Genomic DNA, 25,756 nt, shown 5'->3' on the forward strand with positions numbered 1-25,756 from the left:
ACTAACAAAGATTGGTGTCGGTATTTTCCCCTGAATCGACTAAATTTGGAGCGTTAACATGACCGCACGAGAGCCAGTAGTACCGGTTCTACTTGAAAAAGTTTACCAATTAATTCAAGACAAAGTTGAACTTACACAGAGACCTTTGGTTACGCAGCTTGCACAATACATGTTCAATAACATTGCACAAGACGATTTGATTCATAGAAATGAGTCGGATCTATATGGAGCAATAGTTAGTTTATGGCAACATGTTTTAGAAACAAAACAGCAACAAATTTCCGTTCAGGTGTTTAACCCAACGCTTAGTCGACATGGTTGGCAGTCAACCCATACCATCGTAGAGATTGTTGTTCCAGACAGTCCATTTCTCGTTGACTCAACAAAAATGGCTCTGGATAGATTAGATCTTAATTGCCACTTTATTTTGCATGGTCCTACTCAAGTAGAACGCGATGAACAAAACGAGAAAATTGTTGGCCTCAATACCGGACAGGGCAAATACCAGTCACTCTTTCATATCGAAGTTGACCGTTTAAATGAAAAATCAGAAATGGTTGGGCTTAAACAAGAGCTTATCGATGTGTTAACAGATACCGGACTGGTGGTTTCTGACTGGAAACCGATGGCGGAAAAACTTCAACAAGTGACGAAACAGGTAGAGAAAAGCGTCGACTTTATTCCGCTACCACCTGAACGCTTAGGGGAGAGTTTGCAGTTTCTTCGTTGGCTCGGAGACCATAATTTTACCTTTATGGGATATAAAGAGTATGACTTGGTGGAAGTAGACGGAGAGAAACAGTTAACGCCAACCAAAGAAAAAGGGCTGGGACTATTTGCCGTAGATCGTCGTGTTAGAACGGTGAAGCTTTCCGAGTTCGCAGAGTCAGCACAAGCTGAAGCCACCAAACCTTATTTGTTGATTTTAACAAAAGGTCACGCTGCTTCACGAATTCACCGACCAGCGTATACCGATTACATCGGTATTAAGAAATTTGATAAAAATGGAAAGGTGATTGGTGAGCATAGATTTACTGGACTGTATACCTCGGTTGTCTATAACCAGAGCGTGTTTAGTATTCCGTTAGTAGGACAAAAAGTTGAACGCATACTGGCAGCTAGTGGTTACCAGATCGGTTCGTACTCTTATAAAGCACTGCACAATATTTTAGAAAACTTCCCTCGCGATGAACTTCTACAAGCTAAAGAAGAAGAATTACTTGAAGTAGGAACCGGTGTCGTTCAAATGCAAGAGCGTGATCTTGTGAGACTGTTTGTCCGGAAAGACCCGTTCGGCCGTTTTTTCAGCTGTATGGTTTATGTTACTAAAGAGCGATACAACACTGAGTTAAGAAGACAAACCCAGCGATTACTCAAACAATACTGTCTGTCTGATAGGGACGTGGAATTCACCACTTTCTTCTCTGAGAGTTCATTAGCGAGAACACACTATATTGTTCGCGTTGACAATAACAACATTAATATAGACGTAAAAGCGATAGAGCATAATTTAATGGAAGCATCTTCTACTTGGGACGACAGACTAAAAAGTGCCATTATTGCCAACCTTGGTGAGAGTAAAGGGGTACCGATTTCAAAGAGTTTTAAACGGGCATTTCCTAATTCATACAAATCGGATGTAATGCCAGGTACCGCGGTTGCCGATATTGAGCGATTAGAAGCGTTAAGTGATGATAATAAATTAGGAATGCTGTTATATCGTCCGCAAGAAGAGGCGTCCAACTCAAAAGTAATACATTTAAAACTCTATCATCGTGATGAGCCTATTCATCTATCTGACGTGATGCCTATGTTAGAAAACTTAGGTTTGCGAGTTGTTGGAGAATCACCGTATGAGATTCGAAAAGCCAACGGCACCGTTTATTGGATCTTAGACTTCTCCATGTTGATCCGAAGTGATACTCGAATAGATCTAAGAGAAGCGCGAGATCGTTTTCAACAAGCATTTGCGGCTATTTGGGATGGTGAATTAGAGAGCGACGGCTTTAACCGACTCATATTAGGAGCAGGATTAACCGGCCGTGAAGTGACGATATTAAGAAGTTATGCTCGTTACATGCGCCAAGTTGGTTTCCCATTTAGTCAAAACTATATCGAGGATACATTAACCTCTCATGCAGAGCTTGCCCAAGGTTTGGTTGCGCTGTTTACTAAACGTTTTGATCCGAAATTTAAAGGAAGCAAGAAAGGACAAGCCGATCTCATTGCCAAGTTAACCGATCAGTTGGATCATGTTGAGAGCTTGGATGATGATCGTATCATTCGACGTTATATTGATATGATTTCGGCAACATTAAGAACCAACTATTATCAAACTGATCAGTTCAACCGCTGCAAAACTTGGCTTTCTTTAAAGCTTAAACCTAGTGATATTCCAGAGATACCGGCGCCAGTACCCGCATTTGAGATTTTTGTTTATGCCCCGGATATTGAAGGTGTGCATCTACGTGGCGGAAAGGTTGCCAGAGGTGGTTTGCGTTGGTCTGATAGACAAGAAGATTTTAGAACAGAAATTCTTGGTTTAGTGAAAGCACAACAGGTAAAAAATACTGTTATTGTTCCAGTTGGCGCGAAAGGTGGTTTTGTCTGTAAGAAACAGCATCTTTTATCTGGCAGAGATGAAATTTTTGCTGAAGGACAACGTTGCTATAAAAAGTTCATTCGAGCACTACTTGATGTATCTGACAATATTGTCGATGGTCAGGTATCTCCGCCAATAAATGTTGTTCGTCATGATGAAGATGATGCGTATTTAGTTGTTGCCGCAGATAAAGGTACAGCGACATTTTCTGACCTAGCTAACTCAGTATCTGAAGAGTATAACTTTTGGTTAGGGGATGCATTTGCCTCCGGTGGATCAAATGGCTATGACCACAAAGCAATGGGAATTACGGCGAAAGGGGGCTGGGAATCCGTTAAGCGTCACTTTAGAGAAATGAATATTGATTGCCAGACAACCGATTTTACCGTGATTGGTATTGGTGACATGGCGGGAGATGTATTTGGTAACGGTATGCTGCTATCTAAGCATATACGTTTACAAGCCGCGTTTAACCACATGCATATCTTTATTGATCCTAATCCAGATTCGGCAAAAAGCTGGAAAGAGCGTGATAGATTGTTTGCGCTGCCACGATCCAGTTGGGAAGATTATGATGCGAAATTGATCTCTAAAGGTGGTGGTATTTTTTCTCGACGATCCAAGTCAATCAAATTAACACCTGAGATCCAAAAATTATTGGGCACACGAAAATCATCGCTAGCACCAAATGATCTCATTAAGATGATCTTGCAGATGAATGTCGATTTACTTTGGAATGGCGGTATAGGCACTTATGTTAAAGCCTCAACAGAGACAAGTGTTGATGTTGGTGACCGAGCCAATGACGGTCTGAGAATTGATGGCAAAGATGTCAATGCCAAAGTGATCGGCGAAGGGGGCAATTTAGGTTTAACTCAGATGGGGCGTATAGAGTACGCGCTTAAAGGTGGACGAGTTAATACTGATTTTGTTGATAATGTTGGTGGTGTCGATTGTTCTGATAATGAAGTCAATATTAAGATCTTCCTAAATGGCTTAGTAGCAAATGGCGATCTCACTATAAAGCAGCGCAATGAAATCTTGGTTAAGATGGAAGATGAAGTTGGTGAAATTGTTTTGGATGACGCCTATTGCCAAGCTGAATCCATTTCCGTTAGTGAATCACTTGGTGTGTCAGTCGTTAAGGAACAGATTCGATTTATTCATCATCTTGAGAAGGCTGGCCATTTAGATAGGGCACTTGAGTATATTCCTGACGATGAAACATTGCTTGAGAGAGAAAAAAGAGGCTTGGCGTTTACTCGTCCAGAATTATCTGTTCTCGTTGCTTACGGAAAAATGGTTCTTAAAGAAGAGTTGGTGTGTGACGAAATTGCTTCGGACAGTTTCCATAAGCAACTTTTGGTTAAGTACTTCCCAGAGGAGTTACGCCGTAACTATATTAAGCATGCTGATAATCATCCACTGAAATCAGAAATTGTTGCAACTGCACTTGCCAATCAAATGGTAAATGAAATGGGCTGCAACTTTGTTACCCGCTTGCAAGAAGAGACGGGGGCGACGGTTGCAAGTATCGCAAACGCCTATGCTGCGGCAAGAGAAATTTATAATTTCGAAGATACTTTAAAAGAGATTCGTAAATTAGATAATAAAGCTAATACGACAGCGCAGTATGAATTAATATTTTATGTGCGAAGAACATTGCGTCGTTTATCGCGTTGGTTGATCCGAAATCGTGTGGGTAATCCTTCGGTTAATGATCTCATTGAGCAGTATAAAGGTGATGTATTAGCGGTAACTAAAGGATTGGATCGATTCTTAGTGCCTGAAGAAGTAAAAGAGCATAATGATCTGGCACACTCTTGGGTAGAAAAGGGAGTCGATAAGACATTAGCAAACCATGTTGCTCGTCTTTCTAGCTTAAATTCAGCAATGGATATTTCTGCAGTTGCTAAAGAGAGCGGCAAATCCATAGAAGGTGCAGCAAAATTGTACTTCACTCTTGGTGATAGAATTTCTCTTCACTGGTTCCTAAAACAGATTAATGGTCAAGGTGTAGACAATAATTGGCAAGCGTTAGCAAGAGCTGCTTTTAGAGAAGATCTCGATTGGCAACAGAGACAGTTAACTGCGCAAGTTCTTAATTGTGGCTGTAATCCTGAGCAGTTCGAACCAATCAAAGCGCTTGATGAATGGATGGAGAGTAATCAAAATTCACTGCAAAGATGGGACAATATTCTTAACGAATTTAAAGTCGGTACGGTACATGAATTTGCAAAATTTTCTGTGGCACTTCGAGAACTGATGTTATTAAATTTGAATTGTTCAACAAATAAGTAAATAATACAGCCCCGTTTATACGGGGCTTTTTTCTATCGGAGGCATAAATGCTTTACCGTCTAGCCAGGACTGGCTTTTTTCAACTTGATGCCGAAAAGGCACATGATCTTGCAATTCAAAATTTTAAACGTGTTCAAGGTACACCTCTCGATCTATTTTACCGTCAGCATTTGCCTCAACGGCAAGTCACTTGTATGGGATTAACATTCAAAAATCCCGTTGGACTTGCTGCCGGTCTTGATAAAAATGGTGAGTGTATTGATGCGTTTGGTGCGATGGGCTTTGGTTTTATTGAAGTTGGTACCGTCACACCGCGGCCACAATCGGGTAACGACAAACCTAGACTATTTCGATTAAAAGAAGCAGAAGGCTTGATTAATCGGATGGGCTTTAATAATGATGGTGTCGATAAGCTTGTCGAAAATATCAAGGGCGCAAATTATGATGGTGTTCTTGGCATCAATATTGGCAAAAATAAAGATACGCCTATTGAAAGCGGCAGTGAAGATTACTTAATCTGCATGGATAAGGTTTATCAATATGCTGGTTATATCGCTGTTAACATCTCTTCACCTAATACACCTGGATTACGTTCACTTCAATATGGTGAGACTTTAGATCAATTATTGTCGGATCTGAAGACTAAGCAGCTTGAGCTTGAAAAAATCCACAATAAGTATGTGCCTCTTGCGTTAAAAATTGCGCCTGATTTAAGTGATGATGAAATCATTCAAATTTGTACCTCGTTAAAGAAACATCAGTTTGATGGGGTCATCGCAACAAATACTACATTGGATAGAAGTGTTGTGAGCGGATTAAAGCATGCAGAAGAAACGGGTGGGCTAAGTGGTCGCCCGGTACAAAAACGTAGTACTGAAGTGGTTCAAAAACTTTATCAACAATTAGCGGATGACATTCCTATTATTGGTGTAGGTGGTGTTGATAGTTATGTATCAGCAAAAGAAAAACTACTTGCTGGTGCCAAGCTTGTACAAGTTTACTCTGGGTTTATTTATCATGGCCCAGCTTTGGTAAAAGATATCGTTAAAAATTTATAGTTAAACCTGCTTTGTTAATGAAAAGAGGAATTAATTTTCCTCTTTTTTTTTTCTCATCCGTTTGTAAAATTATCGAACAGTTGGTGCAGGGTAGTTATACAGCTTAGCTACTTTTAAATATTATAATTAAGAGACGGAACGATGTTAAAACCAAATGATACATGGACGTGGTTCTTCGATGAACGCGAAAGCGCTCTTATGTTGGATCTTGGCGATAATATGATGTTTAAAGTTAACTTAGCAAAAAAGTTACTGGTAGATTGTGCTTATACCAGAAGTGATTTTACCGTTGATGACGCCTCTTCCTTCCAAACCTTTAAAGACCAAGCTGCATTGCTTGATCTCTCTGTTCCTAGACAAGCAGAGTTGATACTTAACTGTGTCGCCAATAAAAGATTTCACAAACCTGTGCAGCCAAAAAGTTGGTTTTTTGAACCAAGCGGCACAGATTATGTTCCAAATGAAGGTGATATCGTACATCTACATAATAGATATGGAGAAGGCTACTTCATTGTTATCGATGTATGTGAAACAGCTAGTCTGTGTGCCTATATAGAACAAGGTGAGTTTGTTCTTGATGGACGCAAAGCGCTATCATTTGGTCAACCGATAAAAGTGATGCACGACCGCATGTTGTGTGCAAATCAGAATTTTGCTGACATGCCGATTGCGTTAGTTGGCTAAAATCTATATTCGTTCCTTTGTTATTTTTATATCGACCTATTTGGTCGATTTTTTTTGCCTATAAAAGGCCAATTTTCTCCAATATCTATCTCCCCATTTCCATTTAAACTCCTCATAAATCCATTAATAAAAGACATATTCATCTCTATAGGGTGAGTTGCTAGTTATTACAAATGAGACATTGTGGGCAAATGACAGAAAAATTCTCATAAACTCTATCAATAGAATTACCGATTTTTATCTATTCAATCGTCAAAACTTCCTGTTTTAAGCCGTTTTGTAATTAATTTACACTGTTAATTCCGCTCTGGTCTATACCAAAATTAAAGTGAATAAGTAGTCACTTACTTGGCGGGTCATTAAACTCGTCCAGAATGAAAAGAGAGTAAATGCTTACTTCATTTTTTACGTAAAATTAGATTTTTCGTTAACAGAAAAGGATATAGAGGGAAAATTGTTCAATTAGAACGTTCAGTACGATTAATTACGCTTTATTTTCTGAATATTGGAGATTCTCAGGTATAATCAAGCTCATTTTTTTGCCGACAAAGAACGATATGAATCAATATTTAGCGATTACTTCGAATGGATTAGAAAATCTGCTCGTAGATGAACTTATTAAATTGGGTATTAATGACCCAAAACCAGTGCAAGCAGGTGTGCGTTTTAAAGCAAGCCCAGAACAAATTTATCGTTGCTGCATTTGGAGTCGAATTGCTTCAAGGTTTGTACGAGTACTATCAGAATTTAACTGCCAAGATGATATGGACCTCTATTTGTCGGCTTCTGCTATTAATTGGCCAGCACAATTTAAAGCCAATAAAAGTCTCGTTGTAGACTTTAACGGTACAAACAGAGAAATACGCAATAGCCAGTATGGTGCGATGAAGGTGAAAGACGCCATAGTCGATAGTTTCAATAAGAAAAATCTTCAGAGACCGACGATCAGTAAAGATCAACCTGATCTTCGAGTTCATGTTCGCTTGCACCGAGATAAAGCAATACTTGGTATTGATATGGTAGGCAGCGGCTTGCATCAGCGAGGTTATAGAACTGAGGCTGGACGTGCGCCTCTACGTGAAACATTAGCAGCGGCCATCGTTATGCGCTCTGGCTGGAAGCCAAACATTCCTCTATTGGACCCTATGTGTGGTTCTGGAACGTTAATCATCGAAGCTGCTCTAATTGCGTGCAATGTTGCGCCAGGTGTTAAACGTGCTCGTTGGGGCTTTGAAGCACTAGAAGATTTCGATGCGGAATTGTGGGCTGAAGTGAAAGCAGAAGCGAATGTGCAAGGTCGAAAGGGTGTCAAAAATAATGACACTAGATTTTTCGCTTTCGATAATGACCCACGAGTATTAAAAACCGCTAAAGATAACGCTAGACGCGCAGGAGTGGAGCAGTTTATCCAGTTTGAACTTGGTGATGCTGCTCAGTTGGTTAAGCCACAAGGTTTTGATCAAGGCACTATTGTTTGTAATCCACCGTATGGTGAAAGGCTGGGGACAGAGCCGGGCCTAATTGCGTTATATACTGCTTTTGGTGCTCAAATAAAACAGCAGTTTCCAGGATGCTCGGCTTCTATTTTCTCTAGTTCTGATGAGCTATTGAGTTGTTTACGTATGAGGGCAGATAAACAGTTCAAATTGCACAACGGTGCGTTACAGTGTCACCAGAAAAATTATTCGGTTTCTGAACGAAGAACAGATCAATCAAGTAGTGACAACGAGCAACAGCTTGCGGTTATTGCTCCTGACTTCTCAAATCGACTTAAGAAAAATCGTGCAAAACTGGCTAAATGGGCAAGAAAACAACAACTTGATTGCTACAGGGTCTACGATGCAGATTTGCCTGAATATAATGTTGCAATTGACGTCTATTTAGATCAAATAGTGATTCAAGAGTATGCCGCGCCTAAAGACATTCCTGAAGAGAAAGCGAAACGACGCCTAACGGATGTTATTAGAGCGACGATTCAAGTTATGGGTGTCGATGCCAATAATGTGGTATTAAAAACCCGTGAGAAGAAGAAAGGCTCGTCTCAGTATCAGAAGTTAAACCAAGGCTCGAGTAATTTTGCTGTAGAAGAATACGGCGTAAAGCTGTTGGTTAATCTGCATGATTACTTAGACACGGGCTTATTTTTAGACCATAAAATTACACGTCGAAAACTATCAGAGATGGCGAAAGGGAAAGACTTCCTTAATTTGTTCGCCTATACCGGCTCTGCTACGGTTCATGCAGCTTGTGGTGGCGCTAAATCAACCACAACAGTCGATATGTCAAAAACTTATCTAGATTGGGCGAAAGAGAATCTTAAGCTAAACGGTCAAGTAGGTAAGCAGCATAAATTTGAACAAGCAGATTGCCTTCAGTGGATATCGTCTTCGGATGAGCAGTACGATGTTATCTTTATTGATCCTCCTACGTTTTCAAATTCTAAACGCATGGAGGCAACATTTGATGTGCAGCGTGACCATGTCGAATTAATGAAGAGTTTAAAACAACGACTACGTGCAGACGGGACCATCGTATTTTCAAATAATAAACGTCATTTCAAAATGGATTTAGAAGGGCTGAAAGCACTTGGCTTATCTGCAAATAATATCTCTTCGCAGACTCTTCCTTTGGACTTCCAAAGAAACAAGCAAATACATAACTGTTGGTTGATTACATATGCCAGCGAATAATATTATTTTATATAGTACCGAAGGGTGTCATTTATGTGAGTCTGCAAACGCTCTGCTAATTCAGTGTGGTATTAAAGCAGATGTTACCGATATTGCGTTTGATGATAATCTGTTTGCTCGTTACGGGGTAACAATACCTGTAGTGAGATTTAACGACTCCGAACTATTTTGGCCTTTCGAATTAGAACAACTTCAACAGTGGTTAGAGAATAATGGCATTACTTACCATACATAATGGTCAATTGGCTTTTGGCGATCATCCTTTGCTGGATAAGTCTGACTTTGCACTACAGACGAATGAACGGGTCTGTTTAGTCGGGCGCAATGGCGCCGGTAAATCTACCTTAATGAAAGTGCTTGCCGGAGAAGTCATTATGGATGACGGCAAGATGCAAGTGACTCAAGACGTTGTTGTTTCACGTTTAGAACAAGATCCACCAAGAAACCAGTCTGGGACGGTATTGGATTATGTGGCTAGCGGGTTAGAAGAGACAGGAAAGCAGCTGAAGATCTATCAAGATCAACTGGATCTTGTTACCAATGACCCTAGTGAAAGTAACATTAATAAATTGGCCAAGATTCAAGAGCAGCTTGAGCACTCCGGAGCTTGGCGATTTGAAGATAGAATTAAAAACGTTCTTACCGCCCTCAGTTTGGACGGTCAGGTCGAACTGACCTCATTATCAGGGGGATGGCAGCGAAAAGCGGCATTAGCAAAAGCTCTTGTTTGTGATCCTGATGTGCTGCTACTCGACGAGCCAACCAACCATTTAGACGTTACAACCATTGAATGGCTAGAGACATTTTTAAAGGATTTTCGTGGTTCTATTATCTTTATTTCTCACGATAGGGCATTTATTAAGTCGATGGCGACACGCATTGTGGATCTTGATCGAGGAAAGCTGAGTTCATTTCCTGGTGACTATGATAATTACTTGATTGAAAAAGAAGAAGCGCTTCGTGTTGAAGAGATGCAGAATGCCGAGTTTGATAAAAAACTGGCTCAAGAAGAAGTTTGGATTAGGCAAGGTATTAAGGCTAGACGTACCCGAAATGAAGGTCGTGTAAGGGCTCTAAAGCAGTTAAGGCGAGAGAGACAAGAGCGGATAGAGGTTCAAGGCAAAGCTAACTTGCAGATCGATACGTCGGCGCGTTCAGGTAAAATCGTTTTTGAAGCAGACAAAATCGGCTTTGAGTATGACGGTAAACCAATTGTCACAGATTTTAGTTTTAATATAATGCGCGGTGACCGAATAGCGTTGATTGGGCCAAATGGCTGTGGGAAGAGCACCGTACTTAAGTTGTTACTGGATCAGCTACAACCTCAAACGGGTAAATTGCGGTGCGGTACAAAGTTAGAAGTTGCTTATTTTGACCAATACCGAGAAAAGCTGGATCCAGAGAAGTCCGTAATCGATAACTTAGCTGATGGTAAGCAAGAAGTAATGGTTGGCGGCCGCCAAAGGCATGCATTAAGCTATTTGCAAGATTTTTTGTTTCCACCAAAGAGAGCTAGAACACCGGTGAAAGCGTTATCCGGTGGTGAAAAAAATAGGCTGTTGCTGGCTCGAATCTTCCTTAAAGCAAACAATTTGCTGGTCTTAGATGAACCAACGAATGATTTAGATATCGAAACTTTGGAACTTTTAGAAGATTTGCTTGCCAATTATGAGGGAACTTTACTTCTTGTTAGTCACGATCGTCAATTTGTAGACAATACTGTGACCACAAGTTGGATTTTCGAAGGTAATGGCATTATAGAAGAGTTCGTTGGTGGCTATCACGATGCACAGCAACAACGAAAGCAAGCTATTGCTGCTAGAACAGATCAATCGCAAGAGAAAACGAAAAAAGCAGCAAAGGCAGCTCAAAGTAACAAACCTGATGGAAATCGAAGTAAGCCTAAAAAACTCTCTTATAAATTACAGAGAGAGTTAGAGTCATTGCCAAAGTTGTTGGAAGAGTTAGAAGAGCAGATAGATTTATTACAACAACAGGTAAATCAGCCAGACTTCTTTTCAAAGTCTGTCGATGTAACACAACCAGTTTTAGACAAGCTTTCAGCTAAAGAACAGCAATTAGAAGCCTCTTTTGAACGATGGGAAGAGCTGGAAGCGATGCAACAGGAATATAATAGTTAACATGCGTAATGATATTTTTAAATTATCCACATTAGCCGCTCTCGTTTTAGCATCAACCAGTGCAAATGCTGCGATATATCGGGTTGTTGAAGTAGATTCTTATGAAAACTTGATACCAGATAGTGTGAGAATTAATAATCCTCAGTATCAGGGGACTTATGGTAGTGCAATAGCTGAAGACACAGCTGTTATCGCACCTAATACTTGTTTTACTGCTGGCCAAGATTGTACAGATGGGAGCAATAGTGTTCTTGCTGGAGAAGCGATTAAAGGTCCTAAGGGATACAACTATAGACAAGAAGCACCATTTGGTATTGATAATGGTTTTGTCTATGACACGTTAGCAGAGTTAGAAACCTATTGTAATAATGAGTTTAAATTTGCGACTTGTAGTAACTGGGCAACGAGAACTTGGTCAGGGATAACAGATAAGAGTGTTGGCGGTCTTGAAAGAGAGTTAAATGCATGGGGAAGTGGATATCCCTCCAATGCTTCTGCGTTTGTTGAAACAGGTTTACCATTAGTTATAACTCCTGCTGAATCGAGTGTGTATCCAGTTGGTGATCGTACCGCCGATAGCGTAAATACAGTTATTAATTCGATGGATGTTGCCAATCCTGTTGGTAACAGTAGTAGTGGTATATATAACAAATCAAGCAATGAAAGAATTTACAGAAATAGAGGATTCTATGGTGATAAAATTCAGTTATTGCCAAGGCAAGTTGCGGAAGGTGCGACCAATATTGTAGCGAAAATGGGTCGAACCACTGCTTACGATTCTTTTGTTTATGATAATGGTGGTGGAGATCAGACATATATTGTTGGTTCTGCTGCTGTTGCTCCTTATGATACGAGTGAGCGAACTGCGAAAAACACATGTATAGCGCACGCTACTCCTTATAAGCTCAGTGAGTGTCAAGATTTTGCTTTTGCAATGAAGCCTTATATATGGCAAGTGAACCCTGCGGTTGGAATAGCTACTTATGTAAAAGGGAAGCCAGTTTCTCCATGGACTGGTATAGGAGATGCTGCTGGTGCTGATACTCAAGCAAATTCAAACAGCAACAAATTGTCTGGTATGGGGAGTGTTAAAGGGGCAGTAAAAGCTGATGGTGGCATTTACGATGGTTTGCCAGTTTTGGTTGGATATAATACCGAAAATGTAAGTGGCTACCCAAAAATGCAGGCTGCTGTTTTTATTCCTAAAATACCATTTGACATAACTAGAGACAATGAATGGGAAACTAAGTTTGTTACTAATGCTACCTATAACGTAGGTGGTTCAGCTGTACACAGTAACTCTATAGCTAAAGATATTAATGATGATCTTATCGTTATTGGTGAAGCTAAACGACTAGGATCTGTTCCAGAAAATGGTTCAGCTAATAATCGTTTATTTGTTGCTGATGCGAGCACTGGTGCGCCAGTAGCGAACTTTTTAACTGGTGGTATATTCTTTAGTGGCGCCGGTGGTGAAGCGAATGCCATTAACAACGACAGCATCATTGTTGGTCAAATTGATGCAGAGACTAGCCGTGAAGTTGATGGGAAAAAACGACGCCGCAGAGGGTTTGTTTATCCGTACTCTTCGGCCCCTGTAGCGATTAAGTCAATTTTTAACGATAAAGCGTGGTGGATCGATGATCTAACCAATGGTGGCGTATATAGCTCTAATAACAATAAGTATCGTATTATCAACGCATCAGACATAAATGAAGCAGGGGTAATTGCGGCGACTGCTATAAAATGTACAACTTCATTAACCAGCGATGTAGCCGTTGAATATGAATCGACAGCGCACAATGCTTATTGCGGGGCAGATGCTTCAGGTATTGAGAAAATTGTGTCTGTTAAACTAGTTCCACTTATTACTGCTGAACATTCTATCGAGCCTCGAAGTACAGCTAAACCTAAGGTCACCAGAAAGGGAGCCGGTTTCGGTTTGCTGACTTTGACCGCTTTAGCGCTAATAAGTTTCAGAAGAAGAAAATAATTTTTACTTCTATAAGGCACAGGTTCAAGTTTTTGAGCCTGTGCTTTTTTTGTGCTTGAGAAATAACGCTGATTCACTCATTCTTATTGGTGGAGTAACACTCACTCCGAGTAATAGTAGTAAGTTAGTAAAATCTCAAGGTACGAGGAACTGCACTATGAAAAGACAGAAACGTGATCGCCTAGAACGAGCACAGTCTCAAGGCTATAAAGCGGGTCTAAATGGAAGATCGATGGACGATTGTCCATATCAACAAACAGATGCTAGGTCTTTTTGGCTAGGTGGATGGCGTGATGCTAGAGATGACAAACAAACGGGTCTCTATAAATAATAAATAAGTCATTATTATAACCCCTTTTTAGGGGTTATATAAGTCAATCTAATGCACTATAACTAAATATCTAGATAAGAAAAAAACAGCAAATCGCTGCTTTTCTCTTAGACTTAAAAACTAGAAGTGTCTTGGAACAAACCTACTTTTAAATCTTTCGCGACATAAATTTCTTTACCGTCAACAAGTACACGACCATCAGCCAAACCCATAACAAGCCTGCGATTCACAACACGCTTCATGTTTATTTGATAGGTTACTTTTTTAGCTGTAGGTAAAATCTGACCCGTGAATTTGACTTCGCCAACACCCAACGCACGTCCTTTACCTTTGCCTCCAACCCAACCAAGGAAGAAGCCCACGAGTTGCCACATAGCGTCAAGTCCAAGACAACCGGGCATTACTGGATCACCAGGGAAGTGGCAGTCGAAAAACCATAGGTCAGGAGAGATATCTAACTCAGCTTCAATATAGCCTTTGCCAAACTCTCCACCATCTTCGGTCATTAATGTCACTCTATCCATCATCAGCATATTAGGTGCTGGTAACTGAGGATAGCCAGGGCCAAATAGTTCCCCGCGGCTAGAAGCTAAAAGATCGTCACGGTTATATGAACTGCGCTTGTTTTGCATATTGTCTACTCCAATAATTCGTACCAGCATCTTAGTGAACACGTGTACGCTAATCAAGTCCGATCAGTTAGTTAGTAGCTTGTTTTTTAGTCGTTGAAACAAACTTGGTCGAATTTCTCCTCGATTAAACAGATCTATTCGCTGAGAAATTCTGTCGAGAATGGTATCTTCGTGTTCGCCTCTGAATACTTTATTAGTTACCAGTGCTATCGCTTCGTCTACATTTTCTACTGACCAGATATGAAACTGGCTATTTTTAATACTTTCTACAACGTCTTTGTGAAGCGATAGATGTTTTAGATTTGATTTAGGTAAGATAACACCTTGTTGTCCGGTGAAGCCTTGGTGCTCACAAACACGGTAAAAACCTTCTATTTTCTCATTAAGTCCACCCACGGCTTGAACTCTTCCGAACTGATCAATAGCACCAGTTACCGCAATTTGCTGGTTTATTGGGCACTCAGATAACGCACTAACTAAACTGCACAGCTCGGCTAATGACGCACTATCACCATCGACTTCGCAGTATGACTGCTCAAAAACGACCGACGCAGCAAAGGGGAGTGGCTCATCAAGATCCAATGCCGAGCTTAACAGCGCTTGCATTATCATCATACCTTTGGCGTGCAGGTTGCCACCTAGCTCGGCTTTGCGTTCAACGTCCGAAACATCACCATCACCGAAGTGGATGACACAGGAGATCCTAGCAGGCTCTCCGTATGAGACTGGATGACCCGGAACATCGACTACGGTTAATCCATTGACCTGACCAACTTGTTCTCCATCTGTTTCGATTATTACTTGTCCTTCCAAAATATCGTCTAACGCTCGCTTAGGAAGATAAGACTCTCGATAGTATTTTTTTTCTAACGCTTGGTCGATGTCACTAGCAGTAATACTTTTACCATCGCTTTCTAATGTGGCTTCTGAGAGTAAAGAGTTGTGCCATTGCAGACACAAAGGGACAGCGTGTTGGTCTTCTGTTTCTCTTGTTCCGGCTAGCAATAGTCGTTCAACACCACAACTTGATAGATCAGGTAAGGAGAATTGTCTGATTAAACCCTTAACATAAGCGAGATAGGGAGAAATCAGTTCATCATTAATTTTCGTTTCAAGTTCTATTTCGCTAAAAATACAGAATCCAGAGTGAATGTCTGAGTCAAAGTAATCTAGCTCGCTCATCTGCTCTCTATCGCCAATAACAATCAGTTTTACATCAAACTTTTCGCTAGGGGGATTTACTGCTAAATGTTTTTGATCTGCACTTACTGGAGAGACCACTTCACCAAGTAGTGCTGATTTTAATATCATCCAACTCGATGGATTTGCCATTATGAGGTTTGCAGATACAACCAGGTAGCCACCATTGGCCTTAGACAGTAAGCCTTGAGAAGTACTATCTACATTGCCATTTTTCGCCTTATACTCACCTAAGATCGACTTGATCTCTAATGTTTCAGCTTTTACTACCACTCTATCATCTGGAACTAAATGAGCCTGACGAATAGCATCAATGACCGCATTTCGGTAAATCGCATTATCTGGGGAATTAATAAGCAGTACTTTCGTCCAGTTTTTTAACTGTTCAAACTGGATAAGAGCCGCTTTCAGTCTTGGTTGTAGATCCAAAAAGGATAGGGGAGTAATAGAGTCATAATTAGCTATAACGCTACTATATTGATCTATATTTGGTACGACTGAGCGCCAATCTTCTTGATTCATGGTGTCTAGCTGTTAGAAAAAGGACGTTGATTATATATAAATTAATGTAGGGCGTGTACTGATATAGACAAACTATTTAGACGTATTTATCTAAACAGGGAATAAAGTTATTCTAGTTAACAGATTTTTATATTAGCAATAAAAAATAATTGTACGCACCTAGATGATGGGTTACGCTGTCACCATGTTGAGCTATGGAAAATAGTATGAAATACCAACAACTTGAAAACTTAGAGTGTGGCTGGAAATGGCAATACTTAATTAAAAAATGGAAAGACGGTGAACAGATCACCAAGTATATTGATAGCAGTGATATCGAACTGGCTGTCGCGCAATTAGTCGAAATTGAGTATGAACCAGTTAAAGTTATTGATTGGATTGAACATAATATGGCTCCCGAGCTTGAAAACAAGCTTAAACAAGCCATTAGAGCCAAAAGAAAAAGGCATTTTAACGCTGAACAAGTTCATACAAAAAAGAAATCTATCGATCTAGATTATCGAGTATGGGAAAAGTTATCTAATCAGGCCAATGAGTTAGGATGTACACTTTCTGATGCTATCGAGTATTTATTAAGTGAAGCATCTCGTACAGAAAAGGCAGCAAAAAGAGTCAGCAGCTTAAAACAAGATTTAAGTAAGTTACTTGGCGAGTAACCAAAAGGAGAAGCTTTATGATGTATGTAATTATTGCGGGTGCTCTAGTTGTATTTTGGCTGGTTGCAGTAGATAGGCCTATCTTAAAAATGGATTTTAAGGATGGTGAGTTAATTAAGCATAAAGGTAATCTACCACATGGCTTTGGCCATAACTGTCGTGAAATAGCACATAAAACGCCATTTTCAGGAACTGTAAAGGTCTACATGACGCGTTCAGGAGCAAAAATAAAGTTTTCTAAGTCAGTTCCTCATAAAACGCAGCAAAGAATCCGAAACGTGTTTCCTCATCAAGGTTTTTCAAGTAAAGGCAATAAGAAAGCTCATTAGGATTACAGAACCATTAACAAACAAAGCCCACAGTTGTGGGTTTTTTAGTGTCTAGATTTAGTGGAGCGTACGAATCTAGATTGGTATTTTAGTTCAGATATCGTTAAATTGTTCTCCTACCTACAAGTTCGCATTAGGGTTGTGAATTATGTTGAGTGGTTTGTCGTCAGTACCATAGCGTTAGCACTGACGACCTAGAAGCGGCTAAGGGTGGGCTAAGAACTTACTCATTGTCGTAGCTTGCTACGTACATGTTAGTGATTAGAATCGCTTTGCAATGATAGCCCGTACACATAATTTGCCTAATGCGAACTTATTTTTTGACCCCAGATTTTTCAATTTCCAATATTTCGTCTTGGATCTTTTCAAGTTCGCCAGTACATGTATTTAATATATATTTTTGTTTATTAATGACTTTCAATTGATAGCATTGTTTTTCTTCATGTAATTTACCATCCCACTTTGTAGCAAGCATGAGTAGAGGGATAAATAGAAACATTGCTACAAGTGGCAAACTTTCGCCAATAGCAGCGAGACCTTTGCTATCAGATATTTTCTCTACTGATTTTGCAATTATTTCTGCTTTATTTTCATTTTCCATATCTATATTCCTAGCATTAATGACGACAAGCAACGACGACGAGACTGAGGAGGAGAAGCGCGGAGGAAGAGAGAAGCGCATACAAAAGCCAGCCAGAAGGTGGCTTGCATGGGATTCTCGTCTCAGATTTCGATTAGAACCCCCGTCTAGTAATACGGGGGTTTATTCCACGTAACAATCAGGCCTGTGAGGTTTATTTCCTAAAATATTTCTCTCCAATGCCACTTTATAAGATCATTTAGTCTCTTTTTTTATGGATCATGTCACTTTTTGCTTCGCTTAAGTATTTGTCGAATAGAAAGTTAGCAACATCAGTCCATTTAACTGATTCTTTAGTTTCATAGCTTACGTCAATAGCAACTCTTTCTAGTTTCATTTTTGTAGCTTCACTAACTCTGAGTGATGTGTACTTCTTAGTCATTTTTTGACTCTCTTGGTGTGATTTACCTATGTATTTTAGTATGCATGTATTCCTTTCTTTTGAATATACTTGCATACATGCATATAAAATTGTATGTTGGCATTCATATAACATTGTATGCATTTATGCAGGAATGCCATGATTAGAGTTTTTTACGACATGATGCCTGATTACACCGTCTCGGTTTTCCTTGATGGTAGTTGGGATTTCTTCAAGTCGATGCCTAATTTGGTTTCTTACTGCGATTCTGAATACCTTGAATATCAGCTTGTTTCGATAGATGAGATGTCTTATCTGGAACGAGTTGAAGCGGGGCTTCTTGATGCAATTGAATGAAGCTCAACAAATCCAAGCGAATTTAACAGGGCAGGGTAACACTAACGAAACGGGTGTTACGCTTGATTGGCTTGCATTTACTTTCAAGATTAAAGACCTACGTCACTGTGAACGCGCTGGTTTCATTGGCTTCACAAGTAAAAATCAACCTCACTTCCCCCAAGCTCCTGTTGTTCATCGTCAGTTGATGCGTGATGGTCAATCTTATGAAGATTTTAGAGCTTATACTGATTTTGTTATGCGCCAGTATTTTGAAGAGTGCTTGCGTGTTTTTGTTAACAAGGTGCTTGGACTGTCAATGTCTGCGCCACTCGATAAGCAATTCCAATTCTATGAAAACTCTTTCAACTTGCTTTCTCCATGTGGAGAATCTTACTGTGGCCGTGTCGGTATTGGTGGCAATAACGATACTATTCATATATCGATAAATGGCACTGGCTGCAAACACCTTCTATCTGTCCGCTCTTTATTCTCTCTCTACCATTGGTTACATAACGTGTTGCACGTTGTGACCCTTACACGTGCTGACTTAGCGTTTGATGATTTCCATGGTCTTTTTGATTGCAATTATGCTTTGAAAGCAGCTTATGAGGGGGCATTTAAACCATCTGTCAGGGGTAAAAATCCCAAAATTAAAGAAGATTACGAGTATGAATTACTCTCCAACGGTGCAAAGAAATACGTAAAAGAGCAGGTCAGTGTAGGCTCTCGCCAATCGGCTATCTATTGGCGCATCTATAACAAAGCACTAGAGCAAAACCTAACGGATACCACTATTCAATGGTATCGCTCAGAGGTTGAGTTAAAAGGGTGGTCAGTAGAAGTTTTACGCAATATAGAAGGGGCATTTGCTGCTATCAATGCCTATGCTGCCTCAATTGAAGCTTCTGAGCCATTTGACACAAAACCAAAGCCACACAAACGAGCCGCTTTGGAAGTCCTTTCTTCTACTCATTGGCTTCGTCGTCAGTGGGGTCGAGTCATATCTGACCTTACGCAGCTCTATAACGGAGATGCAAACAAGGTGATTGAAACCATAGCAAGGGGAGACCCTAAGCTAGGTTATCCAAATACATACAACCATCTGGTTGATGAAATTTTAAGTAGCTATTAGGAAATATTATGAAAAAAGGCTTATTCGTATTAGGCATTACGTTTATGGATGGTGAAAGAGGGAAATCCGCCATTTTAAACATTAGCCGTCCGTTAAAAGATATCGATACCGGAACATTTAAACGTCAAGTATTGGGCGAGTCTGGAGAGATTAACCTTAAATATGATCATCCTTTGTTTGTTGATTATGACTATGCTTGCAAGCTTCGTGATTCTGGGGCGTTAGTTCCTCGTCGTGAGTATGAAGTTGATACTGCTTTGGATTATGACGACCCGCTTGCAGGCTCTAAAGTTGTTGAACTTATCCCTGTTGATGAGGAGATAAAAACACACTTTAAAGCATCCATGAAACAATAATAAAAAGGATCATTTATGGATAACGTCAGTGCATCACCAGAACGACAAGCTAGCGAATGTTCTTTCTCTGATTTGTTAGTCAAACAGCCAATATCAAATGAAGATGAAGCGCAATCTAGGTATCGTTACTGGACAGAAGAAGATAATAACGTATTAAAATCAATGTGTCAGAAAGGCGCGACATTAGAAGAAATAGGGGCGTTTTTTAATAGGAAACCAAACACTATTGGCGCGAGGATTAAGCGACTAGGCCTTAAACGCTGCAAAGCATTAACCATTAATCAAGAGCAATTTTTAAAGAAAAACTATTGGTTATTGGGTACTGAAGGTTGCGCAAAAAAGCTTAAACGTAGTCGTAGTGACATTACTTATTATGCAAGGCTTTTGAAGCTTAAAATTCCAACCAGAGACCAATATGACCCACCAATTCATAGGAGGCTTTTACCTTATGATATGGCAAAACGCATCTGTATTTTAGAGCGTAAATCACCAACATCTAAAGGCAGAATTGATGATTCAGTAGTCATTCTTTATAGCACTAAAGATGCTGGGCAACACATGGCTGCGTTTCATTTAGATGAATTGTGTTTAGCTCTAGATAGGCATTTTGGGCGTCGTGATGGTGTGACAGCTGGAGCATTAACTCATGGGTGGAAACGATGAAAAATGAACCTAATTTAACGGATTTAAAAGTACGCTCAAATATTCCTAAAGATGCAAAGTTCTTAGGTTGGCTTATCCATAATCCATTACAAGACGATTTTTTATGGAAGTACCAAGAGAACGAATTTATGTTAAATAAGCAGTGGTCAATTTATCCAGATATGGCCATGAAGTTTGCTAAGTACAAAAAGGCGCTAAAACTCTTAAAAGATTTGCAGTTACAAGATAGAGCCATTCTGGTTGCTGCATTTGACTGTGCACCAGGTATTCAAATTGCGGCTTAGTGGGCATCGCCCCGAGCAAAGCGAGTCACCGAGATATAAGGGCGCTTGATACAGTTTGGCATTTCGTCAAGCAGTGAGCGCCCGAAACCATCTTTTGCACATCCTCACCATTTATAAAAACCTTTCTTCCTGCTAGGCCATAGCGAAACCTCAAGCAAACACGACAACAAGAATCTGTAGTGGATAACGCACCAGAGCACCAGATTTTAATGTGCGTCACTGGTGACTCACTGGTGACATTTCTAAATAGCTCATAATCAAAGTGCGCATTAGGGTTGTGAATTATGTTGAGTGGTTTGTTGTCAGTACCATTGCGCCAGCACTGACGACCTAGAAGCGGCTAAGGGTGGGCTAAGAACTTACTCATTGTCGTAGCTTGCTACGTACATGTTAGTGATTAGAATCGCTTTGCAATGATAGCCCGTACACATAATTTGCCTAATGCGCACTTAGTTAATTATTAAGCATTGATTATTCAACAGTACCCCAATATATCGTAATTGACATTTAACTTTCGTATGCTTTTGAGAAGATATTATGTCTGATTTACTAAACATCAATTCATAGCAAATGTGTTCTCATGTATTACATCATTGCAGTCAATGCCATAGAGATCAATAGATTATACTTTAGCTGACTTTAGTTGGTCTGACTTTTCGCAGCAAAGAGCAAAAAACTTTGCTATCAGACTATGGTTTCTTATGATTGCAATCATGTATACAAGCTAAGACGTTTATTTTAATCATATTTCAAGAGCCTATGTCCTTTTTTAGTATTACATGACGACAAGCAACGACGACGAGACTGAGGAGGAGGCATGAGGAGGAAGAGAGAAGCGCATACAAAAGCCAGCCACAGGGCGGCGTGTATGAGATTCTCGTCTCAGATTTCGATTAGAACCCCCGTCTAGTAATACGGGGGTTTATTCCACGTAACAATCAGCCTTTGAGGTCTTTTCATATTTATATTTCTCTCATTGCCATTTATAAGTACTCAAATCTACTCTTTTTTTCATCTGTCAACTTTATTGCTTCAGCTTAGTATTTAGTCGAATGAAATTAGAAATCAGTTCTTTAACGATTCTTTTTTCTTCATAGTTAGTTCAAATGATCTCTCTTTTAAACTTTCAGCTTCCACTGGTTTGATCTGTACTTTCATTAGTCTTTTTTCATCTTACCTCGTTTTAAGTTGACTGTTTACTATTTAGTTTTATATGCAGATTCTTAATGTATGCAAGATACTCTATACATGATACATTGCATGTTACATAATACAGTATAAGTATTTGTAAAATGTATACAGATAGCCCTATGATTAGAGTTTTTTACGACATGATGCCTGATTACACCGTCTCGGTTTTCCTTGATGGTAGTTGGGATTTCTTCAAGTCGATGCCTAATCTGGTTTCTTACTGCGATTCTGAATACCTTGAATATCAGCTTGTTTCGATAGATGAGATGTCTTATCTGGAACGAGTTGAAGCGGGGCTTCTTGATGCAATTGAATGAAGCTCAACAAATCCAAGCGAATTTAACAGGGCAGGGTAACACTAACGAAACGGGTGTTACGCTTGATTGGCTTGCGTTTACCTTCAAGATTAAAGACCTACGTCACTGTGAACGCGCTGGCTTCATTGGCTTCACAAGTAAAAATCAACCTCACTTTCCCCAAGCTCCCGTTATTCATCGTCAATTGATGCGTGATGGTCAATCTTATGAAGATTTTAGAGCTTATACTGATTTTGTTATGCGCCAGTATTTTGAAGAGTGCTTGCGTGTTTTTGTTAACAAGGTGCTTGGACTGTCAATGTCTGCGCCACTCGATAAGCAATTCCAATTCTATGAAAACTCTTTCAACTTGCTTTCTCCATGTGGAGAATCTTACTGTGGCCGTGTCGGTATTGGTGGCAATAACGATACTATTCATATATCGATAAATGGCACTGGCTGCAAACACCTTCTATCTGTCCGCTCTTTATTTCTCTCTACCATTGGTTACATAACGTGTTGCACGTTGTGACCCTTACACGTGCTGACTTAGCGTTTGATGATTTCCATGGTCTTTTTGACTGTAATTATGCTTTGAAAGCAGCTTATGAGGGGGCATTTAAACCATCTGTCAGGGGTAAAAATCCCAAAATTAAAGAAGATTACGAGTATGAATTACTCTCCAACGGTGCAAAGAAATACGTAAAAGAGCAGGTCAGTGTAGGCTCTCGCCAATCGGCTATCTATTGGCGCATCTATAACAAAGCACTAGAGCAAAACCTAACGGATACCACTATTCAATGGTATCGCTCAGAGGTTGAGTTAAAAGGGTGGTCAGTAGAAGTTTTACGCAATATAGAAGGGGCATTTGCTGCTATCAATGCCTATGCTGCCTCAATTGAAGCTTCTGAGCCATTTGACACCAAGCCAAAGCCACACAAACGAGCCGCTTTGGAAGTCCTTTCTTCTACTCATTGGCTTCGTCGTCAGTGGGGTCGAGTCATATCTGACCTTACGCAGCTCTATAACGGAGATGCAAACAAGGTGATTGAAACCATAGCAAGGGGAGACCCTAAGCTAGGTTATCCAAATACATACAACCATCTGGTTGATGAAATTTTAAGTAGCTATTAGGAAATATTATGAAAAAAGGCTTATTCGTATTAGGCATTACGTTTATGGATGGTGAAAGAGGGAAATCCGCCATTTTAAACATTAGCCGTCCGTTAAAAGATATCGATACCGGAACATTTAAACGTCAAGTATTGGGCGAGTCTGGAGAGATTAACCTTAAATATGATCATCCTTTGTTTGTTGATTATGACTATGCTTGCAAGCTTCGTGATTCTGGGGCGTTAGTTCCTCGTCGTGAGTATGAAGTTGATACTGCTTTGGATTATGACGACCCGCTTGCAGGCTCTAAAGTTGTTGAACTTATCCCTGTTGATGAGGAGATAAAAACACACTTTAAAGCATCCATGAAACAATAATAAAAAGGATCATTTATGGATAACGTCAGTGCATCACCAGAACGACAAGCTAGCGAATGTTCTTTCTCTGATTTGTTAGTCAAACAGCCAATATCAAATGAAGATGAAGCGCAATCTAGGTATCGTTACTGGACAGAAGAAGATAATAACGTATTAAAATCAATGTGTCAGAAAGGCGCGACATTAGAAGAAATAGGGGCGTTTTTTAATAGGAAACCAAACACTATTGGCGCGAGGATTAAGCGACTAGGGCCTTAAACGCTGCAAAGCATTAACCATTAATCAAGAGCAATTTTTAAAGAAAAACTATTGGTTATTGGGTACTGAAGGTTGCGCAAAAAAGCTTAAACGTAGTCGTAGTGACATTACTTATTATGCAAGGCTTTTGAAGCTTAAAATTCCAACCAGAGACCAATATGACCCACCAATTCATAGGAGGCTTTTACCTTATGATATGGCAAAACGCATCTGTATTTTAGAGCGTAAATCACCAACATCTAAAGGCAGAATTGATGATTCAGTAGTCATTCTTTATAGCACTAAAGATGCTGGGCAACACTATGGCTGCGTTTCATTTAGATGAATTGTGTTTAGCTCTAGATAGGCATTTTGGGCGTCGTGATGGTGTGACAGCTGGAGCATTAACTCATGGGTGGAAACGATGAAAAATGAACCTAATTTAACGGAGTTTAAAAGTACGCTCAAATATTCCTAAAGATGCAAAGTTCTTAGGTTGGCTTATCCATAATCCATTACAAGACGATTTTTTATGGAAGTACCAAGAGAACGAATTTATGTTAAATAAGCAGTGGTCAATTTATCCAGATATGGCCATGAAGTTTGCTAAGTACAAAAAGGCGCTAAAACTCTTAAAAGATTTGCAGTTACAAGATAGAGCCATTCTGGTTGCTGCATTTGACTGTGCACCAGGTATTCAAATTGCGGCTTAGTGGGCATCGCCCCGAGCAAAGCGAGTCACCGAGATATAAGGGCGCTTGATACAGTTTGGCATTTCGTCAAGCAGTGAGCGCCCGAAACCATCTTTTGCACATCCTCACCATTTATAAAAACCTTTCTTCCTGCTAGGCCATAGCGAAACCTCAAGCAAACACGACAACAAGAATCTGTAGTGGATAACGCACCAGAGCACCAGATTTTAATGTGCGTCACTGGTGACATTTCTAACTAGCTCATAATCAAAGTGCGCATTAGGGTTGTGAATTATGTTGAGTGGTTTGTTGTCAGTACCATTGCGCCAGCACTGACGACCTAGAAGCGGCTAAGGGTGGGCTAAGAACTTACTCATTGTCGTAGCTTGCTACGTACATGTTAGTGATTAGAATCGCTTTGCAATGAGAGCCCGTACACATAATTCGCCTAATGCGCACTTAGTTAATATATTAAGCATTGAAATACTCAACAAAGACCATATATCCTAATTGCATATAACTTTGTATGCTTTTAGAGAAGATATTATGGCCAGATATTACGTAAACAAAAATTCACAAGCAAATGGTGATCATGAAGTACATAAGCAAGGTTGCAGTCATATGCCACTAGAGCACAATAGATTATATTTAGGTGACTTTGTTGGTTGTACTCCCGCAGTAAAAGAAGCAAAAAAACTTATCCTAAGGCTAATGGTTGCTTTTATTGCTCAATCACTTGTCATACAAGCTAAGACGTTTATTTTAATGATAATTTCAAGGAGCCTAGTGCTCCTTTTTTGTTTCTGACGACAAGCAACGACGACGAGACTGAGGAGGAGAAGCGCGGAGGAAGAGAGAAGCGCATACAAAAGCCAGCCACAGGGCGGCGTGTATGAGATTCTCGTCTCAGATTTCGATTAGAACCCCCGTCTAGTA

The 25,756-nt window shown here is 40.0% G+C and carries 25 protein-coding genes; 21 read left to right on the forward strand and 4 right to left on the reverse strand.

Going from position 1 to position 25,756, the window contains the following annotated elements; genetic code table 11:
- The first annotated feature begins 58 nt into the window (after nucleotides 1-58).
- From CHJ_RS07295 to rmf, 8 genes are all read left to right on the forward strand, one after another.
- A complete protein-coding gene (locus tag CHJ_RS07295; RefSeq protein WP_317917311.1) occupies nucleotides 59-4,903 on the forward strand; it encodes an NAD-glutamate dehydrogenase in 4,845 nt (1,614 codons plus the stop codon).
- A gap of 47 nt (nucleotides 4,904-4,950) precedes the next feature.
- On the forward strand, nucleotides 4,951-5,961 hold the full coding sequence (gene pyrD / locus CHJ_RS07300) for a quinone-dependent dihydroorotate dehydrogenase (RefSeq protein ID WP_317917312.1): 1,011 nt from the start codon (nucleotides 4,951-4,953) through the stop codon (nucleotides 5,959-5,961).
- 141 nt (nucleotides 5,962-6,102) lie between these two features.
- Complete coding sequence (locus CHJ_RS07305; protein WP_317917313.1) at nucleotides 6,103-6,645, forward strand: cell division protein ZapC; 543 nt, start codon at nucleotides 6,103-6,105, stop codon at nucleotides 6,643-6,645.
- 557 nt (nucleotides 6,646-7,202) lie between these two features.
- A complete protein-coding gene (gene rlmKL, locus CHJ_RS07310; RefSeq protein WP_317917314.1) occupies nucleotides 7,203-9,335 on the forward strand; it encodes a bifunctional 23S rRNA (guanine(2069)-N(7))-methyltransferase RlmK/23S rRNA (guanine(2445)-N(2))-methyltransferase RlmL in 2,133 nt (710 codons plus the stop codon).
- Complete coding sequence (locus tag CHJ_RS07315) at nucleotides 9,322-9,570, forward strand: glutaredoxin family protein (protein ID WP_317917315.1); 249 nt, start codon at nucleotides 9,322-9,324, stop codon at nucleotides 9,568-9,570. Before rlmKL ends, CHJ_RS07315 begins: the two co-directional genes overlap by 14 nt.
- Complete coding sequence (locus CHJ_RS07320; RefSeq protein ID WP_317917316.1) at nucleotides 9,548-11,476, forward strand: ABC transporter ATP-binding protein; 1,929 nt, start codon at nucleotides 9,548-9,550, stop codon at nucleotides 11,474-11,476. Before CHJ_RS07315 ends, CHJ_RS07320 begins: the two co-directional genes overlap by 23 nt.
- Before the next feature lies 1 nt (nucleotide 11,477).
- Nucleotides 11,478-13,469, forward strand: a complete 1,992-nt coding sequence (locus CHJ_RS07325) for a DUF3466 family protein (RefSeq protein ID WP_317917317.1) — start codon at nucleotides 11,478-11,480, stop codon at nucleotides 13,467-13,469.
- Between the two features lie 157 nt (nucleotides 13,470-13,626).
- The gene (rmf, locus tag CHJ_RS07330) at nucleotides 13,627-13,800 is read left to right on the forward strand and encodes a ribosome modulation factor (RefSeq protein ID WP_171751950.1); all 174 of its coding nucleotides are present in this window, start codon (nucleotides 13,627-13,629) and stop codon (nucleotides 13,798-13,800) included.
- 113 nt (nucleotides 13,801-13,913) lie between these two features.
- Here rmf and fabA read toward each other — a convergent pair whose 3' ends face one another.
- Both fabA and CHJ_RS07340 read right to left on the reverse strand, forming a co-directional pair.
- On the reverse strand, nucleotides 13,914-14,432 hold the full coding sequence (gene fabA / locus CHJ_RS07335; RefSeq protein WP_171751951.1) for a bifunctional 3-hydroxydecanoyl-ACP dehydratase/trans-2-decenoyl-ACP isomerase: 519 nt from the start codon (nucleotides 14,430-14,432) through the stop codon (nucleotides 13,914-13,916).
- A gap of 63 nt (nucleotides 14,433-14,495) precedes the next feature.
- Nucleotides 14,496-16,154, reverse strand: a complete 1,659-nt coding sequence (locus CHJ_RS07340) for a Lon protease family protein (RefSeq protein WP_317917318.1) — start codon at nucleotides 16,152-16,154, stop codon at nucleotides 14,496-14,498.
- Nucleotides 16,155-16,360: 206 nt separating this feature from the next.
- Here CHJ_RS07340 and matP point away from each other — a divergent pair, with 206 nt between their 5' ends.
- Nucleotides 16,361-16,810: a macrodomain Ter protein MatP gene (gene matP / locus CHJ_RS07345; protein ID WP_171751953.1), complete on the forward strand. Its 450-nt coding sequence runs from the start codon at nucleotides 16,361-16,363 to the stop codon at nucleotides 16,808-16,810.
- A 17-nt stretch (nucleotides 16,811-16,827) separates the two neighbouring features.
- A complete protein-coding gene (locus tag CHJ_RS07350; protein ID WP_171751954.1) occupies nucleotides 16,828-17,139 on the forward strand; it encodes a DUF3634 family protein in 312 nt (103 codons plus the stop codon).
- Between the two features lie 313 nt (nucleotides 17,140-17,452).
- On the opposite strand, the gene CHJ_RS07355 is transcribed toward CHJ_RS07350, so the two are convergent.
- Both CHJ_RS07355 and CHJ_RS07360 read right to left on the reverse strand, forming a co-directional pair.
- Nucleotides 17,453-17,740 carry a hypothetical protein gene (locus tag CHJ_RS07355; RefSeq protein WP_317917319.1) on the reverse strand — a complete coding sequence of 96 codons (288 nt, stop codon included), beginning with the start codon at nucleotides 17,738-17,740 and terminating at the stop codon, nucleotides 17,453-17,455.
- Nucleotides 17,741-17,978: 238 nt separating this feature from the next.
- Nucleotides 17,979-18,116, reverse strand: coding sequence for a hypothetical protein (locus tag CHJ_RS07360; protein ID WP_317917320.1), 138 nt, complete (start codon nucleotides 18,114-18,116; stop codon nucleotides 17,979-17,981).
- Nucleotides 18,117-18,299: 183 nt separating this feature from the next.
- On the opposite strand from CHJ_RS07360, the gene CHJ_RS07365 reads away from it, so the two are divergent.
- From CHJ_RS07365 to CHJ_RS07415, 11 genes are all read left to right on the forward strand, one after another.
- Nucleotides 18,300-18,497, forward strand: coding sequence for a hypothetical protein (locus CHJ_RS07365; protein ID WP_317917321.1), 198 nt, complete (start codon nucleotides 18,300-18,302; stop codon nucleotides 18,495-18,497).
- Nucleotides 18,484-19,611 carry a replication initiation factor domain-containing protein gene (locus CHJ_RS07370; RefSeq protein ID WP_317917322.1) on the forward strand — a complete coding sequence of 376 codons (1,128 nt, stop codon included), beginning with the start codon at nucleotides 18,484-18,486 and terminating at the stop codon, nucleotides 19,609-19,611. Before CHJ_RS07365 ends, CHJ_RS07370 begins: the two co-directional genes overlap by 14 nt.
- 8 nt (nucleotides 19,612-19,619) lie before the next feature.
- A complete protein-coding gene (locus CHJ_RS07375; protein ID WP_317917323.1) occupies nucleotides 19,620-19,967 on the forward strand; it encodes a DUF1293 family protein in 348 nt (115 codons plus the stop codon).
- Nucleotides 19,968-19,982: 15 nt separating this feature from the next.
- Entirely contained in the window at nucleotides 19,983-20,630 is a 648-nt protein-coding gene (locus tag CHJ_RS07380) for a gcrA cell cycle regulator family protein (RefSeq protein ID WP_317917324.1), read from the forward strand.
- Nucleotides 20,627-20,914 carry a hypothetical protein gene (locus CHJ_RS07385; RefSeq protein WP_317917325.1) on the forward strand — a complete coding sequence of 96 codons (288 nt, stop codon included), beginning with the start codon at nucleotides 20,627-20,629 and terminating at the stop codon, nucleotides 20,912-20,914. The genes CHJ_RS07380 and CHJ_RS07385 overlap by 4 nt, the downstream gene beginning before the upstream one ends.
- A gap of 1,310 nt (nucleotides 20,915-22,224) precedes the next feature.
- On the forward strand, nucleotides 22,225-22,422 hold the full coding sequence (locus CHJ_RS07390) for a hypothetical protein (protein WP_317917321.1): 198 nt from the start codon (nucleotides 22,225-22,227) through the stop codon (nucleotides 22,420-22,422).
- Nucleotides 22,409-22,933, forward strand: a complete 525-nt coding sequence (locus CHJ_RS07395; protein WP_317917326.1) for a hypothetical protein — start codon at nucleotides 22,409-22,411, stop codon at nucleotides 22,931-22,933. Before CHJ_RS07390 ends, CHJ_RS07395 begins: the two co-directional genes overlap by 14 nt.
- Entirely contained in the window at nucleotides 22,930-23,535 is a 606-nt protein-coding gene (locus CHJ_RS07400) for a replication initiation factor domain-containing protein (RefSeq protein WP_317917327.1), read from the forward strand. Before CHJ_RS07395 ends, CHJ_RS07400 begins: the two co-directional genes overlap by 4 nt.
- A gap of 8 nt (nucleotides 23,536-23,543) precedes the next feature.
- On the forward strand, nucleotides 23,544-23,891 hold the full coding sequence (locus CHJ_RS07405) for a DUF1293 family protein (protein ID WP_317917323.1): 348 nt from the start codon (nucleotides 23,544-23,546) through the stop codon (nucleotides 23,889-23,891).
- A 15-nt stretch (nucleotides 23,892-23,906) separates the two neighbouring features.
- Nucleotides 23,907-24,149, forward strand: a complete 243-nt coding sequence (locus CHJ_RS07410) for a helix-turn-helix domain-containing protein (RefSeq protein ID WP_317917328.1) — start codon at nucleotides 23,907-23,909, stop codon at nucleotides 24,147-24,149.
- Between the two features lie 536 nt (nucleotides 24,150-24,685).
- The gene (locus CHJ_RS07415) at nucleotides 24,686-24,841 is read left to right on the forward strand and encodes a hypothetical protein (protein WP_317917329.1); all 156 of its coding nucleotides are present in this window, start codon (nucleotides 24,686-24,688) and stop codon (nucleotides 24,839-24,841) included.
- Nucleotides 24,842-25,756 lie beyond the last annotated feature (915 nt).

This window comes from Vibrio sp. MACH09 (assembly GCF_033238805.1).
Lineage (GTDB): Bacteria > Pseudomonadota > Gammaproteobacteria > Enterobacterales > Vibrionaceae > Vibrio.